The organism is Glycomyces buryatensis (assembly GCF_004912275.1).
In the GTDB taxonomy this organism is placed as follows: domain Bacteria; phylum Actinomycetota; class Actinomycetes; order Mycobacteriales; family Micromonosporaceae; genus Glycomyces; species Glycomyces buryatensis.
Genome location: NZ_STGY01000047.1, coordinates 60,279 through 75,018, shown reverse-complemented (window position 1 = coordinate 75,018; position 14,740 = coordinate 60,279). Strand labels below are relative to the sequence as shown.

Below are 14,740 nucleotides of genomic sequence, written 5' to 3'. Positions count from 1 at the left end.
TTGACAGACATAGAGGAGTCAAAAACACAAGCACATCATGGTCTCCACAGGCCCTCCAAGAAAAATTTCTAGCCTGTGGATAACTCTGGCCAAGTCGAGATATCCCTGTGGATAACCCCGATTTTTGTGGATGCACCGCTATCGGCGCCCTATATGGCACCTGAGCGCAGCGCTTCGAGCACCGGATGAACGTCGCCCTGGTGACCACGTTGTAGCGGGGCCCGGATTCCGGCTGCGGCAGTGCACACGCGGGTTGGTCTGCGCACTCCGACTTTGTCTGTGCCTCTTAGCCCTTGCGGCATCCGCCGGAGCCACCGTAATCGAACGTACGTGCTCTAATTCGAGTGTGAATGCGAAAATCGGATCCCTGATCGGCGCCATCGGCGGACTGGTCTTCATCCTGGTGAACGCCGGCGAGCTGCCTGGAGCGATCGCACTTACGTTGCGCTGCATCGGCATTGCTGGATTCGCGTTCGTGGTCTGGTACACCCAGATCCGAACCCGGGGCTACCAATCTGCGGCGGAACCGCCTACGTCCAAAGCCATGCGGGTCTACTGGATCTGTGTCATCGCCGAGGTCTTGAGCATCCCGGTCGGCGCAATGGTGATCAATAACGTCATCGACCAACCCGATCTCACGGTCTGCTGGGTGGTGCTGGTGGTCGGCGTGCACTTCCTGCCGTTCGCCAAGGCGTTCAACGCACCGATCTTCACGCCACTCGGCTGGACCCTCGTCGGGACCGCCGTGATCGGCGGCGCACTCACACTTACGGTCGCCGCGCAGGCCGCCGCTTGGGCCGCCGTGCTCGCCGGCGTTGCGTTGCTCGTCTCCTCTGCGCTCGGCGGGCGGATCCTCCGCCCGGCGCCTGCACCCGCCCCGTAGCGGCCGGAGTTCAAGGCCGGGAAATGTCGGAGGAGTGCCATAGGGTGGCGGCATGCCGATCAAGACATTCGTCGACCGTGCCCGCGATCCCAGGACGGCACGGCCTCCACTCGCCGATGAACACACCACGCTGACGGCATTCCTACGGTGGCAACGCCAAACCCTGGAATTGAAGTGCAGCGGGCTCGACGCCGAGCAGCTCGCGCACCGCCCGGTTGGAACCTCCGCCCTGTCATTGCTGGGGCTCATGCGTCATCTGGCCGACGCCGAGCGCTTCTGGTTCCGCCGGGTTATGTCCGGAACGGAAGCGCCGCCGCTGTTCGAGACGCCGTCGGATCCGGACGGCGGATTCAACGGGGTGGCGGCCGATCCCAGCCTGGTCGCACAGGCTTGGGACGCGTGGCGCGCCGAGGTCGCCTTCGCGGACCGGTTCATCGCGTCGACGCCGGACCTGGACACCACCGGGCACGAGCCCGGGGAAGGCCCGATCTCCCTGCGCTGGGTGCTGATGCACCTGCTGGAGGAGTACGCCCGCCACAATGGCCACGCGGACCTGCTGCGAGAACAGATCGACGGCGCCGTCGGCCAATGAGTTCCCGGCGCGAGACTCACGCCTCGCAGTCCGGGGCCGCCAACGATGCCGCAGATCTGACCGGTGACCACGCGACCGCTGCTGATGCCGTGCCGCTCACCGGAGGACGCATGGCCGCCGGAATCACCCGCGTCGGCGACACCGTGCGCCGGCCCGTCTCCGCTTCCTCGGATTTCATGGCCGCACTGCTACGGCTCCTCGAACGGCAACACTTCGGCGGCGCACCAAGGTATCTCGGGCGGGTCGACGGGGCGGACGTCCTTTCCTTCATTCCCGGGGACATCCCCGCGAAATTCCAATCCTGGTCCGACGAACAAGTTCAGTCCGCGGCTTCCCTACTGCGATCGATGCACGACGCGACCCGTGGCAGCGCCCTCGCCGGGCGCCTCGACGTCGTGTGCCACCACGATCCCGGCCCGAACAATGTCGTCTTCCAAAACGACGCCCCCACCGCCTTCATCGATTTCGCCGAGGCCGCTCCCGGCAGCCGCCTCGAAGACGTCGGGTACCTGGCCTGGACCTGGTCGATCTCTTCGAAGCAGTCCCTCCCGCTCCCCCGCCAGGCGGAGCAGACCCGGCTCATCGCCGACGCGTATGGACTGGAGACGGCCGAGCGCCTGGCCCTGATCGACTGCGTCCTCGAACGTCAGGCCCGCAACGTGCGTTTCTGGGCGGAGTTCCAGACCAAACCGCACACCGCCCCCGCTGCGCCCGACCAGATCGCCGAGCGGATCGCCTGGAGCAGGCGCGAACTCGCCTTCGTCTCCATGCACCGCGACGTGTTCGACCAAGCCCTGGGAGACGACCCACCGTCCGGACCGGCTTCCAATGCCCGCCCCGCTCCATGGGCAGGGTGCGCGGACGCCTAGAAGTTGCTGTAGCGCTCCAGCCTCAGTGGTCCCTGTTCACGGTAGACGTCGGCGGTGAGGTTGAACATGCCCCAGCCCGCGGCCCGCATCTCGAAATGCGTTGCACGGCCATAGACCTCGCGATCGATAGTCGTCTCTGGTCAGCGGGGTGAACCTGGGGCACCGCTTGGGGGTTCGGTGGCTTCTTGGGCGATCCGGTCCCGTTCTGCCTCCGCCGCGTCGGCTTCGAAGGCCTCGGCCGATTCGGGGTCGGCCTCTTTCCAGAGGGCGTGGAGCTCGTCCACGGCGGCGTCGCCGTCCGGGTCCTCCAGGTCGGAGACGCGCCAGGCGAGGCGGTTCAGTTCGATGTCGCCGACCAGACCGTACTTCCTGATCGAGGCGACCTGTTGGAGCGTCAGCAGATCGGACTGGCGCACATACGCTTCGAGGTACCGGTCGTTCCGGCCCCGGGCGGCGCGGCGAGAGGCGAGCTTGGCGATGTAGGCGCCCAGGAACAGCGCGATGGTGGCGACGATGAGTCCGATCGATGTGCCGAGCAGGATCACCAGCCAGATGTCGAGATCAGGGAGGCCGTACAGGACGACGGCGGCCATGACGATCATGATCGGGTACAGCCACACGCCACGCCGCTCGAACGTCTCGTACCAGCCCGGGACGGGGCCCGGCCAGCCTGCCAGTGTCGCGTCGAAGCGGGCGACGGCGTCGTCGATCCCGGTGGGCGCGTTCGGGTCCGTGACCAGGACCTGCAACGAGCGGCTTCCGATGACGATCCATTGCTGCTCAGCCATACACTTATTCTCTCTTACGGACCTCGAACCGCATTGGACCGCCCATGCCTAAGCCCCTACCGGGCAAGTCCTCGGAGATCGTCGTCGCCGACCGGGTGCGGCTCGGCGACCTGCTGTGGTTCGCCGCCGCCGCAGCCGGAGTGGTGGCGACGCCGTGGATACTCATCGACTCCTCCGACGAGACCGTGGAGTACCGGGACGCGAACGGCTTCGAGGGTGAGACTGTCGCGGTCATTCCGCTCGCGGCCCTCCTGTTTCTCACGTTCGCCTGGGTAGCGACCAAGGCGTATCACCTGCTGCGCGGGCCAGCGGCCGGACGGTTCGGTCCGGACGGGGTCCGGTTGTATCCCGAGGGGATTCGCAGCCTGAGGATTCGCGAGGACACGCCCGCCGCGGAGGCCCCCTGGGACGAGGTGAAGCGGTTGGTGCTGTGGCATCGACGCGAGAAGCTGCTGTTCTTCATCCCGGGTTGGCGCACGCAGTTGGGCCTGGAGAAGACCATCGACTACTACGCCATTACGGCCAAGGAACCGACCGAGAAGCAGCGCACGAGCGCCGATCACCGCAAGGACGGTTCACCGGTTCGCCTGGGCCACATGCTGCTGTCCCGCAGCGTCGAGTTCCACCCGCGCGGTGCGCGATCGGTGGCGGACGCCGTCGCGGCGTTCGCCCCTCACATTGAAGTGGTTGACGAACGCCGCCATGGTGTCTCGCGCGTCATCGAGCCGCAGTCCGGCAGGTCGCGGCGAAACCATTACTAAAGGTCGCTCTACCCTCTGTTCGACCTAAAGGTCGAAGTGGCACGCCACCTTGTGGCCCGTCGCCGCTTCCCTCCAGACCGGTTCCTCCTCGGCGCAGATGTCCTGCGCCCATGGACATCTGGTCCTGAAGCGGCAGCCCGAGGGCGGGTTCGCCGGGCTTGGGAGATCGCCCTTCAGGATGATGCGCTCCCGGTTCGCCTCGATCTCCGGATCCGGTTGGGGCACCGCCGAAAGCAGCGCCTTCGTGTACGGGTGCCTCGGGTGCTCGTAGATGGCCTCCGAGTCGGCCTCCTCCACGAGCTTGCCGAGGTACATGACCCCGACCTGGTCGGACAGGTGCCGCACCACCGCCAGGTCGTGGGCGATGACCAGGTAGGTCAGCCCGAATTCGTCCTGGAGCTCGTCCAGCAGGTTCATGACCTGCGCCTGAATCGACACGTCCAGGGCGCTCACCGGCTCGTCGCACACGATCAGGTCCGGGCGCAGCATCAGCGCCCGCGCGATGCCGAGGCGTTGGCGCTGGCCGCCGGAGAATTCGTGCGGGTAGCGGTCGAGCACCGAGCTCGGCAGGCCCACCGCGTCCAGGGTCTCCGTCGCCAGTTTGTTCCGCTCGGTCTTGGAGCCGACACCGTGGACCTTGAGCGGTTCGGCCAGCAGCATCTCGACATTGTGCCTGGGGTTCAGGGAGCCCAGCGGATCCTGGAAAACCATCTGCATCTTGGACCTGAAGCGCCGCAACGGCTCCGATCGCAGGCTCGTCACTTCGACGTCGCCCAGGCGGATCTTGCCCGCGGTGGGCTCTTCGATGCGCAGGACCGCGCGTCCGAGCGTCGTCTTGCCGCAGCCGGACTCGCCGACGAGGCCGTACGTGTCGCCGGCGCCGATACTCAGGCTCACCCCGTCGACGGCCCGCACGTGGCCCACCGTCCGCTCGATGGCGATGCCGCGCCGGATCGGGAAGTGGACCTCCAGATCCTCGATGGCGAGCAGCGGCGCCGTGGCAGTGTCTGCGGTGAGATCCTCGGTCATGTTGTCGCTCATGCGATCTCCTCGGCCTTGACGCAGCGGTGGGCGTGCGCCTCGCCCTTGAGCATCGGCTCGCCCGCGACGCATTCGGCGCCGACGAGGTCGCACCGGGGCGCGAACGCGCAGCCGTCGCCCCAGCGGATGACGTCGGCGATCGAACCGCGGATCGGCTTGAGCGGTTCGTGGATCGGCAGGTCCAGGCGGGGAATCGAGCCCAGCAGGCCCACCGTGTACGGGTGGGTCGGCTCGGCGAAGAGCCGTGAGGCCGAGGACGATTCGACGACGCGCCCCGAGTAGAGGACGTTCACCACGTTGCACATGCCGGCTACCACACCGAGGTCGTGGGTGATCATCAGCAGCGCCGTGCCCTCGGCGTCGACCAGGTCCTTGAGCAGTTCGAGGATCTGGGCCTGGATCGTGACGTCGAGCGCCGTGGTCGGCTCGTCGGCGATCAGCAGCCTTGGGGCGCAGGCGACCGCGATCGCGATGAGCACCCGCTGGCGCATCCCGCCCGACAGCTGGTGCGGGTACTCGCCGAGGCGCCGCCGCGGGTCGGGGATGCCGACGCGGTCGAGCAGGTTCTCGGCCTCCTTCCGCGCCGCCTCGCCGCGCAGGCCCCGGTGGCGTTCGAGCACCTCCGTGATCTGGCGGCCGATCGGCACGACCGGGTTGAGGCTGGAGAGCGGGTCCTGGAAGACCATCGCCAGGTCCGCGCCCCGACGCCTGCGCATCTGGTCGGCGCTCAGGCCGAACAGGTCGACGCCGTCGAAGACGGCCCGGCCGGACACGGCCGCTCCTCCCCCGCGCCCCGATTTGCGCAGCTTCGGCAGCAGGCCCATGATCGCCAGGCTCGTCACGGACTTGCCGCAACCGGACTCGCCGACCAGGCTCACCACCTGGCTCTCGTCCACGTGGAAGGAGACGCCGTCGACGACGGTGGAGGAGCCGAACGCGATGCGCAGGTCCTCGACTTCGAGCAATGCCATTACTGCTGCCTCCTCAGCCTCGGGTCCAGCGATTCGCGCATGGCCTCGCCCAGGAGGGTGAAGCCGAGCGCGGTGATAATGATCCCGACGGCGGGGTAGATCGCCAGTTGCGGAGCGCCCGAGAGGAACCGCTGCGCGTCGGCGAGCATGGTCCCCCATTCGGGCGTGCCCGGGTCAGGGTTGCCCAGCCCCAGGTAGGACAGCGCCGCGGCCTCGATGATGGCCGTGGCGAGCACCAGCGTCGCCTGCACGATGACCGGACCCAGCGAGTTCGGCAGGATGTGCGAGACCACGATGCGGGCCTTGGGCACGCCCATGGAGATCGCCGCCAGGACGTAGTCCGAGTGCGCCTGCGCGAGCATCGAGCCGCGCAGCATCCGCGCGAAGATCGGGATCTGCGCGACACCGACGGCGATCATGACCGTCGTCAGGCTCGGGCCCAGCAGCGCCGCGACGCTGAGCGCCAGCAGCAGCATCGGGATCGACAGCGCCACGTCGACGGCCCGCATGATGACCGCCTCCAAGCGCTCGCCCCAGCGCCCGCCGAAGGTGCCCGCCGCCGCCGCGAAACCGCCGACGACGGCGCCGGCGGCGAAACCGATCAGCGTCGCGACCACGCCGACGAGCATCGTCTGGCGGGCCCCGACAACCATGCGGGAGAACATGTCCCGGCCCAGGTGGTCGAGCCCGAACCAGTTCTCGGCCCGAGGGCCGGGGAAGATGTTCTGGTTGAGGAAGACCTCCCCGCCCCAGGTCTGCTCGGTCGGACCGTACGGCGCGATCCACGGACCCAGGAGCGCGACGATGAAGAACAGTCCGACGATGACCGCGCCGCAGATGGCCATCGGGGAGCGCCGCATCCGCCGCAGCGACTGGCGCCACAGGGAACCGGACTCCGCATCGCGGGCGGTGACGCTGGCCTCGATCAGGCGGTCGAGGCGCTCGATCTTTGCGATCGTCACTTGCGCACCCTCACTCTCGGGTCGAGGAAGCCGTACGACAGGTCCACGATCAAGTTCAACACCACATAGGACACGGCGATGACCAGGATGAAGCCCATCAGCGCCGGATAGTCGCGTTCAGTGGTGGCCTGGTAGACGAACGAGCCGATGCCGCCGAACGCGAACACGCTCTCGGTGAGCACCGCGCCCGCGAACAGACTGCCCAGCAGCAGACCGATGACCGTGACGATAGGGAGCATGGCGTTCTTCATGATGTGGCGGCCTCGGATCGTGGTCTGCTTGAGGCCCTTGGCATCAGCGGTGCGCACGTAGTCCTCGCCCACCACCTCGAGCACGCTGGCACGGGTAATGCGGACGATGACGGCGAGCGGGATCGAGGCCAGCGCGATCGCGGGCAGCATCAAGTGCCGCGCCGCGTCCCACACCACGTCGAACTCGCCGGTGAGGAGCCCGTCGAGCACCCGCAGACCGGTGATCTCGGTGTAGGTCAGGCCCGGCGAGAGCCGGAACGTGGTCGGCAGCCAGCCCAGCTCCTGCGCGAACACGACCTTTAGCATCGCCGCCAGGAAGAACACCGGGATGCAGATGCCGACGAGGGAGCCGGCGACGGCGCCGAAGTCGAGCCATGTGCCGCGGCGGCGCGCGGCCAGGTAACCCAGCGGGATGCCGATGCCGACGGCGATGACGATGGCCCACATCGACAGTTCGATGGTGGCGGGCAGGCGTTCGGCCAGCTCTGTCCCGATGGGCCGCCCGCTCGACAGCGACGTGCCGAAGTCGAGGTGGACCATGCGGGACAGGAACTCGCCGTATTGGGACCAGATCGGTTCGTCCAGGCCCAGTGCCTGCCGCAGCGCCTCCCGCTGCTGGTCGGTGGCGTTGTCGGGGAGCATGCGGTTCTCGGGTCCGCCCGGCAGGGCCTTGAACCACGCGAACAGCAGCAGTGAGAGTCCCAACAACGCCACCGCCAGCTGCAGGAGGCGTTTAACGGTGTAACGCAGCATATTCGGCTAACTACTCGGTCGTGCTACTCGGAGGCGAATGACAGCTCGGAGAAGTCCTCCTGGGTGAGCGGCGAGACCTCCATCGGTTCCACGTTCGCGGCGAACGCGATCGACGGCGGCGAGCTGGAGATCGGCAGGCCAGGCAGCTGATCCATGATCGTGACGTTCAGGTCCGCCCACATCTGGGTGCGGACCTCGGGGTCCGGTTCGGCGGCGGCCGCGGCGAGTCCGTCGAAGATCTCCGGCTCGTCGAAGCCCCACTCGGTGGTCTCGGTGGAGAACCAGGTGCCGAGGAAGTTGTAGGCGTCGGTGAAGTCGCCGGTCCAGCCCAGCAGGTACATCGGGCAGTCGCCGCTGCGCGTGGCCGGGATGTAGTCGACCCAGCTGATCGGGGTGGCCTCGACGGTCACGCCGACCGCTTCCAGGTCGGCGGCGATGATGTCGAAGATGTCCTTCGGCGCCGGCATGTAGGGCCGGGTGACGTCGGTCGGGTAGCAGACCTCGATGGACAGGTCCTCCTGGCCGGCGTCGGCCAGCATCTGCGTCGCCAGTTCCGGGTCGTAGTCGTAGGTGGTCACTTCCTCGGACCAGCCGTCGATGGTCGGCGGGATGAACTGCGAGGCGACCTCGCCGCCCGGCGGGAGCACTGAGTCGACGATGCGCTGGCGGTCGATCGCGTGGGAGAGCGCCGCGCGGACGTCGTGGTCGTCCAGCGGAGCGGTCTGCTGCTGGTAAGCCATGTAGAGGATGTTGAACACGTCGCGCTCGGGTACCTGGAATCCGGCGTCGAGCAGGGGCTGCACGTCGGCGGGGGCGACCAGGTCGTAGCCCTGGATGTCGCCGGCCTCGAGGGCTTGGCGGCGGGCGTTCTCATCGGAGATGGTGTTGAAGATGAGGGTCTTGACGTTGGCGGTCTCGCCCCAGAAGTCGTCGTAGCGCTCCAGGGTGACCGACTGCGCGCCGTGGTCCCATTCGGTCAGTTCGTAGGGGCCGGTGCCGGCGAGGACGCCCGCCTCCTGGGTGTACTGCGGGAGCGGGTCGTCGGCGGTGACGACCTCGTCGTCGGTGATCTGCTCCAGCGAGGCCGGGCTGACGATACCGGTGGTGGCCATGGTGAACGCGCCGGGGAAGTTCGCGGTGTACTCGGTGAGGCTGATGGTGGCGGTGAGTCCGTCGGCCTCGCAGCCGGCGTAGATCGACTCGGCCTCGATGCCCATTTCGGGGTCGTTCTCGGCGAAGCCGCCGAAGAAGCTGGAGTAGTAGTACGTGTAGTTCGGGGACTGGTAGCCGCCGGTGAAGTTGTGCCAGCGGTCGAAGTTCTGGCAGACGGCCTCGGCATTGAGCTCGGTCCCGTCGTGGAAGGTCACGCCCTCACGCAGGTTGAAGGTCCACTCGGTGCCCTCGGGGTTCTGCTCCCAGGTCTCGGCCAGTCCGGGGACGATCTCGGTGCCGTCGTGGTCAAGGAGCGTGTCGAAGACCTGGCGGGTGACGCGGAAGGTCTCGCCGTCGGAGGCGAAGACCGGGTCCATCGACGCGGGGTCGCCGGGGCTGCCGAAGATGAACGGCTTGGTCTCGTTGAGGTCCTCACCGCCTCGTTCACTGGAGCATGCGGCGATGAGGCCCAGCGCGATTGCCGCGCTCGCCGCTGCGCCTATGGCGCGTCGGGTCGGGGATGTTCGAGACGTGCGCATGAAATGTTCACCCGTCGGTCGTTGGGTATTCGGAGGTACCCACATGTTAAGACCGCGTGAGTTACGCCACGGTTAAGCGTTACGCAACCGTGACCGTTTCGGAGGAGATCGTTACCAACCTGGCATCCTGCGACAGAAGTGGCAGGTGTTGCAGCGCAAGACGAATCACCGCTTTTTGCAGGTAGGAGCGATGCGACCGACGGGATCGGGTGAACGAGTTCCGAGGCCGCTCAGTCGATGTCGCGGCGGCCCGAGAAGGCCCTGCCGAGGGTGACCTCGTCGGCGTATTCGAGGTCGCCGCCGACGGGGAGGCCGCTGGCCAGCCGGGTCACCTTGAACCCCATGGGCTTCACCAGCATCGCCAGGTAGGTGGCGGTGGCCTCACCCTCCGTGTTCGGATCGGTGGCGAGGATGAGCTCCTTCGTCTCTCCCTTTTGGAGTCGCGTCATGAGGGAGCGGATGCGCAGGTCGTCCGGGCCGATGCCCTCCAGCGGATTAATCGCGCCGCCGAGCACGTGGTAGCGGCCGCGGAACTCGCCCGTCCGCTCGACCGCGAGGACGTCCTTGGGCTCCTCGACCACGCAGATGAGCTCCTCGCTGCGGCGGGGATCGCGGCAGATCGCACACTCCTCGGCCTCGGTGACGTTCCCGCACGTCTCGCAGAACTTCACCTGCGCCTTCACCCGCTCCAGCGCCGAGATCAGCCGCTCCACCTCGGCGCTCTCAGTGGAGAGCAGGTGGAAGGCGAGCCGCTGGGCGCTCTTCGGGCCGATGCCCGGCAACTGCCCGAGTTCTTCGATGAGATCGCCCAAAGCCCCGTCGTACACGACTCTTCTTCCCCCTGCTGTGAATCCTATAGGATATACCAAACCTCCGGCGTGCCGTGCGACGGCGCACCGGTCGGCACTCGCGAACGCGCGAACCGAGTGGTACTTGCGAACCCGCGGGCCGAGCCTCGCTCGGGAACGCGGGTCTCGTAGCGCCTCGGCGCCACCGATTCCGGTGCGGCCGAAGCGTTTGTGTAGGGCCGGTTTACATCCCGGGGAGGCCGAGGCCTCCGCCCATGCCGCCCAGGGCGTCGCCCAGCGGGCCCATCTTCTCGGCGGCCATGCGCTTGGAGTCCGCCACAGCCGCCTGGACCGCCGCGAGCACCAGGTCCTCGAGGGTTTCGACGTCCTCGGGGTCGACCGCCTTCGGGTCGATCTTGACGCCCTTGAGCTCACCGTCGCCGGTGACCGTCGCGGTCACCAGGCCGCCCCCGGCGGAAGCGGTCACCTCGGTCTCGGTCAGCTCCTGTTGCAGCGCCATGTAATCGGCCTGCATCTGCTGGGCCTGCTTGAGCAGGTTCTGCATGTCTGCGCCACCTGGGAACATGTCACATCACCGCTTCCTATTTCTTGGATGTTGTTGCCCGGATCGGATAGTTCGCTCCCCGCACCTTAGCGCTGGGGTCCTGGACCGGCAGTCTGGTCCGTTGTCGATCGCGTTCCTGAAGGATCTGCTTCACCCGCAGGTGCGGAGTCCACAGGCCGATGTCGGGGTCGGCGTTCCTGTTCAGGACGTTGATCGCGCCCGCATGGTCCGCATCCCACACTGCCCCGCATCGAGTGCAGTCAAGCCGGTCCCCCGAACGGCGCCCGAGGGCGCCGCAGCAGGGGGCGACTTGCGAGGTGTAGGCCGCATTGACCAGGGTTAGCACAGAACCTCTGCGCTCCGACACGTTCTCAAGCGCCTCGGCTGTGACTCCCTTGGTCCACGCTGCGAGGCGGCGGTTGGTGTTCTTCCCCATACGCTTCCGCGAGACGAAGGCGCGGGTGAGGTCTTCGGCGACCAGCTGGTTCGCCTTATCAATCACGGCGTGCACGGCGCCGAAGGTCTCAGTGCGCACCTGCTGCCGGAATCGGATTCTACGCCGATCGCGTTTGGCAGTGCCGAGGTTGTTTCGCGCGATCCGTTCGGCCTTGGCGATGTCCCCGGACTCGCGGGCGCTGTCAGCAACGGCACGGATCATTGCGCGACGAGCGTTCTTAAGCTTGAGATGATCGGACTCGGCGGCCAGAAGCCGACCGAACCCGGCGCCGTGGCGATGCCCGTCGGAGTCGGTCAGGATCTCGGTGTAGCCCTTGTCGACCCCGATCGTCGCATCCCCGCACGGCCTCTTCGAAGACTTCATCGCTGCGGCATCGATCGCATAATGCACCTCGATTCGGCCTGACCGCAGAATCAACCTGAGTGTCCCCGTGGGCGCAACAGTCGTATTCAAGGGGATCTTTACAGTCTTATGGCGTTCCAAACCGGGTACGGCGAGCCACACGTTGCCGCTGTCGGAAAGCGTGAAGGTCTTGTAGTTGTCGGCGCGGACGATGATCTGGTTCGACACCCGGGAGCGACCTCTCCCCATGTAGCGGCGCATCACGCGCCGCAGATACGGATCGGCGGGCCACCGGTCGTATTTCAGGGCGATATAGAGACGTTTGCGCACGGCTTCGTCTCTGGTATGCCGGTGGATGGCTTTACGGGCCTTGAGCTTCGCACCTTCACGGGTTGATGCGATGTCGGCCATCGCGTCCCGAACGGTCTCTTTCCAGGCGTTGGCCAGCACACCGAAGGTCGCGGCGGTACCGTCCTTCATCCACCGGTCACGGACGTGCCGGTCGCGCATCCCGACTCCTCGGATCGAGCCAAATTCGCGCCACACTCGAGCGCGGACCGCCCCAAGCCTGAGCGCTTGAGTGGAAAGATGCATATATTTGCTCTGGTTGATGCAGTCGGAATAAGCAATGCGGGTGACCTTCACTCGGTGCCCCCTGCTCCACGGCCAGAACCGAATATGAAATCAACCACTGGCCGCTGCTCCTCATTCCCTGCCATCGATTCAGGCTTCTTTGACCTGCAACCAGCGTATCCCCCAGCACCGACACTCGCACTCGGTCGATGAGGGTTCGGCCTCCGCCATTTCCGGCTACTACCGGATCTGCTTGGCGCCGAACGCGCTCGAGAGCATCTTCACGGCCTGCTCCTCGCTGGTGCCGAAGCCGCCCGGGGCGACCGGGTCGTCCGGGGACGGCTCGTCGTAGTCCGCCGGCGGCGGCTCCTCGAAGTGCTCGGCGGCCTGCCTGGCCGCGGGAACGGCTACGTCAGGTCTGCGATCGGCCACCGCCCCCCGGCTAGAAGGCGCCCCCGTCGTCGGGGGCGGTCCCGCTTTTGGGAGATTCGCGGCCTCACCCACCTCGCAGCGGATCTTCCAGCTCCCGCCCAGCACCTCGTTGAAGACCTCCACCACGATGCCGTACGCGGGTTCCTTCTGGAGGTTCTCGGCATGGAAGGCGTGCTTGAAGACGAGCACCACTTCCTTGTCGGTGGCGTCGGCGACGGTGGCGTCCGACAGCAGCGCCGCCGTGGTCCGCTTCCGGTCCTTCACCGCCATCATGATCCGGTCCCATTGCCGCCGAATGGAGGCCGCGTTCGCGCCGCCACCGGCCCCGACCGGTTCGGGCGCGGGGGTGGGAGCTGGAGCGGGCTCAGGCGCGGCGGGTTCGGTCGCTGTCGCGGTGTCCCAGCCGTCGTCCGCGGCCGGTGCCGCAGCGGCAGACGGCGTTTCGTTCGCGGACTCGGGCTGCGGCCCTGCGGCTTCGGGTGCGGTGGCGGTCTCGGACGCCGGTTCCGGTGCGCTCACCGGTTGCGCGGCGGACGTCTCGGCCGCCGGGGCCGCGGGCCTGGTCACGGCCGGCGGCTCCGCCGCTCGGACCGGGGCTGGGGCTGGGGCTGCGGCGGCGGGCCGCGCGGGGGCGGACATCGCGCTCACGCCGCGCTGCTCCAGGGTCTCGAGGCGTTGCAGCAGCCCCGCCATCGACTCGTCGGAGCCGGGCAGGATCGCCCGCACGCAGGCCAGCTCCAGCAGCAGCCGCGGTGCGGTCGCCCCGCGCATGCCCGCCAGTCCGGCCGCGACGACCTCGGCCATCCGCGTCAGCGTCGAGGTCCCCATCCGAGTGGCCTGGCTGGTCATCTTCGAGAGCTGGTCGGCGGGGGCGTCGATCAGACCGCTCGATCCGGCGTCCGGGACCTGGTTCAGGATGATGAGGTCCCGCAGGCGCTCAAGCAGGTCACCGGCGTACCGCCGCGGGTCCAGCCCGCCTTCGGCGACCCGCTCGACGACCTCCATGACGGCCGCGCCGTCGGCGGCGGCGAACGCCTCGCACATCTCGTCCAGCAGGCCCGCGTCGGTGACGCCCAGCAGCGCGGCCGCCCGCTCATACGTGACTCCCGCGTCGCCCGAACCGGCGATGAGCTGGTCGAGCACCGAGAGCGTGTCGCGCGCCGAGCCGCCGCCGGAGCGGACGACCAGCGGGAAGACATCGTCGGCGACGTTCGCACCTTCCTCTTCGCACAACCGCTGGCACAGCTCGCGCATCTTCGGCGGGGCGATGAGCCGGAACGGGTAGTGGTGGGTGCGCGAGCGGATCGTCGGCAGGACCTTGTCCGGCTCAGTCGTCGCGAAGATGAACAGGACGTAGTCCGGCGGCTCCTCGACCAGCTTCAGCAGCGCATTGAAACCAGCGGCGGTCACCATGTGGGCTTCGTCGATGATGTAGATCTTGTAGCGCGAGTCCACCGGCGCGAAGACGGCACGTTCGCGCAGCTCACGGGCATCGTCCACGCCACCGTGGCTGGCCGCGTCGATCTCGATGACATCGACCGAGCCGTGGCCGTCGGCCGCCAGGGCCCGGCACGAATTGCACTCGCCGCACGGCTCCGGCGTGGGCCCCTGGGCGCAGTTGAGGGAGCGGGCCAGAATGCGGGCCGAGGAGGTCTTGCCGCAGCCGCGCGGGCCGGAGAACAGGTAGGCGTGGTTGAGGCGGCCGGCCCGGATGGCGTTGATGAGCGGTTCGGTGACGTGTTCCTGGCCGACGACTTCGGCGAAGGTCTGCGGCCGGTATTTGCGATACAGCGCGAGTGCCACGTCTTCCTCCTGCTAACCGAGAGCTCTGGCTACAGCCACGATACGGGCCCGGTCCGACATTCGCCGGTTCGACCACAGGTGTTGGTGCCGGGGGCACACCTGGGCATACCCACGGCGCGGCCGCCGCGGAAGCCCGGACCCGAAAGGCGCCGCCACCGGGATCGTAACGCGACGTATCGGCACCGGCTACGGGTGCAGAAATCGGGCAATTTCCGGAA

At 67.5% G+C, this 14,740-nt stretch carries 14 protein-coding genes; 4 read left to right on the top strand and 10 right to left on the bottom strand.

Annotation, left to right across the window (positions count from 1 at the left end):
- The first annotated feature begins 346 nt into the window (after positions 1-346).
- From FAB82_RS12710 to FAB82_RS12700, 3 genes are read left to right on the top strand one after another with little or no spacing between them, the layout of a single operon-like run.
- Positions 347-883, top strand: coding sequence for a hypothetical protein (locus FAB82_RS12710; RefSeq protein WP_136534907.1), 537 nt, complete (start codon positions 347-349; stop codon positions 881-883).
- A 52-nt stretch (positions 884-935) separates the two neighbouring features.
- A complete protein-coding gene (locus FAB82_RS12705; protein ID WP_136534906.1) occupies positions 936-1,475 on the top strand; it encodes a DinB family protein in 540 nt (179 codons plus the stop codon).
- The gene (locus FAB82_RS12700; RefSeq protein ID WP_136534905.1) at positions 1,472-2,344 is read left to right on the top strand and encodes a phosphotransferase; all 873 of its coding nucleotides are present in this window, start codon (positions 1,472-1,474) and stop codon (positions 2,342-2,344) included. Before FAB82_RS12705 ends, FAB82_RS12700 begins: the two co-directional genes overlap by 4 nt.
- Positions 2,345-2,484: 140 nt before the next feature.
- Here FAB82_RS12700 and FAB82_RS12695 read toward each other — a convergent pair whose 3' ends face one another.
- A complete protein-coding gene (locus tag FAB82_RS12695; RefSeq protein ID WP_136534904.1) occupies positions 2,485-3,132 on the bottom strand; it encodes a hypothetical protein in 648 nt (215 codons plus the stop codon).
- A 44-nt stretch (positions 3,133-3,176) separates the two neighbouring features.
- Here FAB82_RS12695 and FAB82_RS12690 point away from each other — a divergent pair, with 44 nt between their 5' ends.
- Entirely contained in the window at positions 3,177-3,893 is a 717-nt protein-coding gene (locus FAB82_RS12690; RefSeq protein WP_136534903.1) for a hypothetical protein, read from the top strand.
- 24 nt (positions 3,894-3,917) lie between these two features.
- Here the strand turns inward: FAB82_RS12690 and FAB82_RS12685 are convergent, their stop codons facing one another.
- From FAB82_RS12685 to FAB82_RS12645, 9 genes are all read right to left on the bottom strand, one after another.
- On the bottom strand, positions 3,918-4,934 hold the full coding sequence (locus FAB82_RS12685) for an ABC transporter ATP-binding protein (protein WP_246039623.1): 1,017 nt from the start codon (positions 4,932-4,934) through the stop codon (positions 3,918-3,920).
- On the bottom strand, positions 4,931-5,905 hold the full coding sequence (locus FAB82_RS12680; RefSeq protein WP_136534902.1) for an ABC transporter ATP-binding protein: 975 nt from the start codon (positions 5,903-5,905) through the stop codon (positions 4,931-4,933). The genes FAB82_RS12685 and FAB82_RS12680 overlap by 4 nt, the downstream gene beginning before the upstream one ends.
- On the bottom strand, positions 5,905-6,867 hold the full coding sequence (locus FAB82_RS12675) for an ABC transporter permease (protein WP_246039621.1): 963 nt from the start codon (positions 6,865-6,867) through the stop codon (positions 5,905-5,907). Before FAB82_RS12675 ends, FAB82_RS12680 begins: the two co-directional genes overlap by 1 nt.
- Positions 6,864-7,871: an ABC transporter permease gene (locus FAB82_RS12670; RefSeq protein ID WP_136534901.1), complete on the bottom strand. Its 1,008-nt coding sequence runs from the start codon at positions 7,869-7,871 to the stop codon at positions 6,864-6,866. Before FAB82_RS12670 ends, FAB82_RS12675 begins: the two co-directional genes overlap by 4 nt.
- Before the next feature lie 23 nt (positions 7,872-7,894).
- The gene (locus tag FAB82_RS12665; RefSeq protein WP_136534900.1) at positions 7,895-9,562 is read right to left on the bottom strand and encodes an ABC transporter substrate-binding protein; all 1,668 of its coding nucleotides are present in this window, start codon (positions 9,560-9,562) and stop codon (positions 7,895-7,897) included.
- A 230-nt stretch (positions 9,563-9,792) separates the two neighbouring features.
- Complete coding sequence (recR, locus tag FAB82_RS12660) at positions 9,793-10,389, bottom strand: recombination mediator RecR (RefSeq protein WP_136534899.1); 597 nt, start codon at positions 10,387-10,389, stop codon at positions 9,793-9,795.
- 205 nt (positions 10,390-10,594) lie between these two features.
- Positions 10,595-10,936, bottom strand: coding sequence for a YbaB/EbfC family nucleoid-associated protein (locus FAB82_RS12655; RefSeq protein ID WP_136534898.1), 342 nt, complete (start codon positions 10,934-10,936; stop codon positions 10,595-10,597).
- A gap of 16 nt (positions 10,937-10,952) precedes the next feature.
- A complete protein-coding gene (locus tag FAB82_RS12650) occupies positions 10,953-12,359 on the bottom strand; it encodes a zinc ribbon domain-containing protein (RefSeq protein WP_136534897.1) in 1,407 nt (468 codons plus the stop codon).
- Between the two features lie 168 nt (positions 12,360-12,527).
- On the bottom strand, positions 12,528-14,522 hold the full coding sequence (locus tag FAB82_RS12645) for a DNA polymerase III subunit gamma and tau (protein ID WP_136534896.1): 1,995 nt from the start codon (positions 14,520-14,522) through the stop codon (positions 12,528-12,530).
- Positions 14,523-14,740: the final 218 nt, after the last annotated feature.

Coding starts and splice junctions, on each gene's coding strand:
- FAB82_RS12685 (WP_246039623.1), bottom strand. CDS start 4,934: ATGAGCGACAACATGACCGAGGATCTCACCGCAGACACTGCCACGGCG.
- FAB82_RS12695 (WP_136534904.1), bottom strand. CDS start 3,132: ATGGCTGAGCAGCAATGGATCGTCATCGGAAGCCGCTCGTTGCAGGTC.
- FAB82_RS12670 (WP_136534901.1), bottom strand. CDS start 7,871: ATGCTGCGTTACACCGTTAAACGCCTCCTGCAGCTGGCGGTGGCGTTG.
- FAB82_RS12690 (WP_136534903.1), top strand. CDS start 3,177: ATGCCTAAGCCCCTACCGGGCAAGTCCTCGGAGATCGTCGTCGCCGAC.
- FAB82_RS12680 (WP_136534902.1), bottom strand. CDS start 5,905: ATGGCATTGCTCGAAGTCGAGGACCTGCGCATCGCGTTCGGCTCCTCC.
- FAB82_RS12700 (WP_136534905.1), top strand. CDS start 1,472: ATGAGTTCCCGGCGCGAGACTCACGCCTCGCAGTCCGGGGCCGCCAAC.
- FAB82_RS12665 (WP_136534900.1), bottom strand. CDS start 9,562: ATGCGCACGTCTCGAACATCCCCGACCCGACGCGCCATAGGCGCAGCG.
- FAB82_RS12655 (WP_136534898.1), bottom strand. CDS start 10,936: ATGTTCCCAGGTGGCGCAGACATGCAGAACCTGCTCAAGCAGGCCCAG.
- FAB82_RS12705 (WP_136534906.1), top strand. CDS start 936: ATGCCGATCAAGACATTCGTCGACCGTGCCCGCGATCCCAGGACGGCA.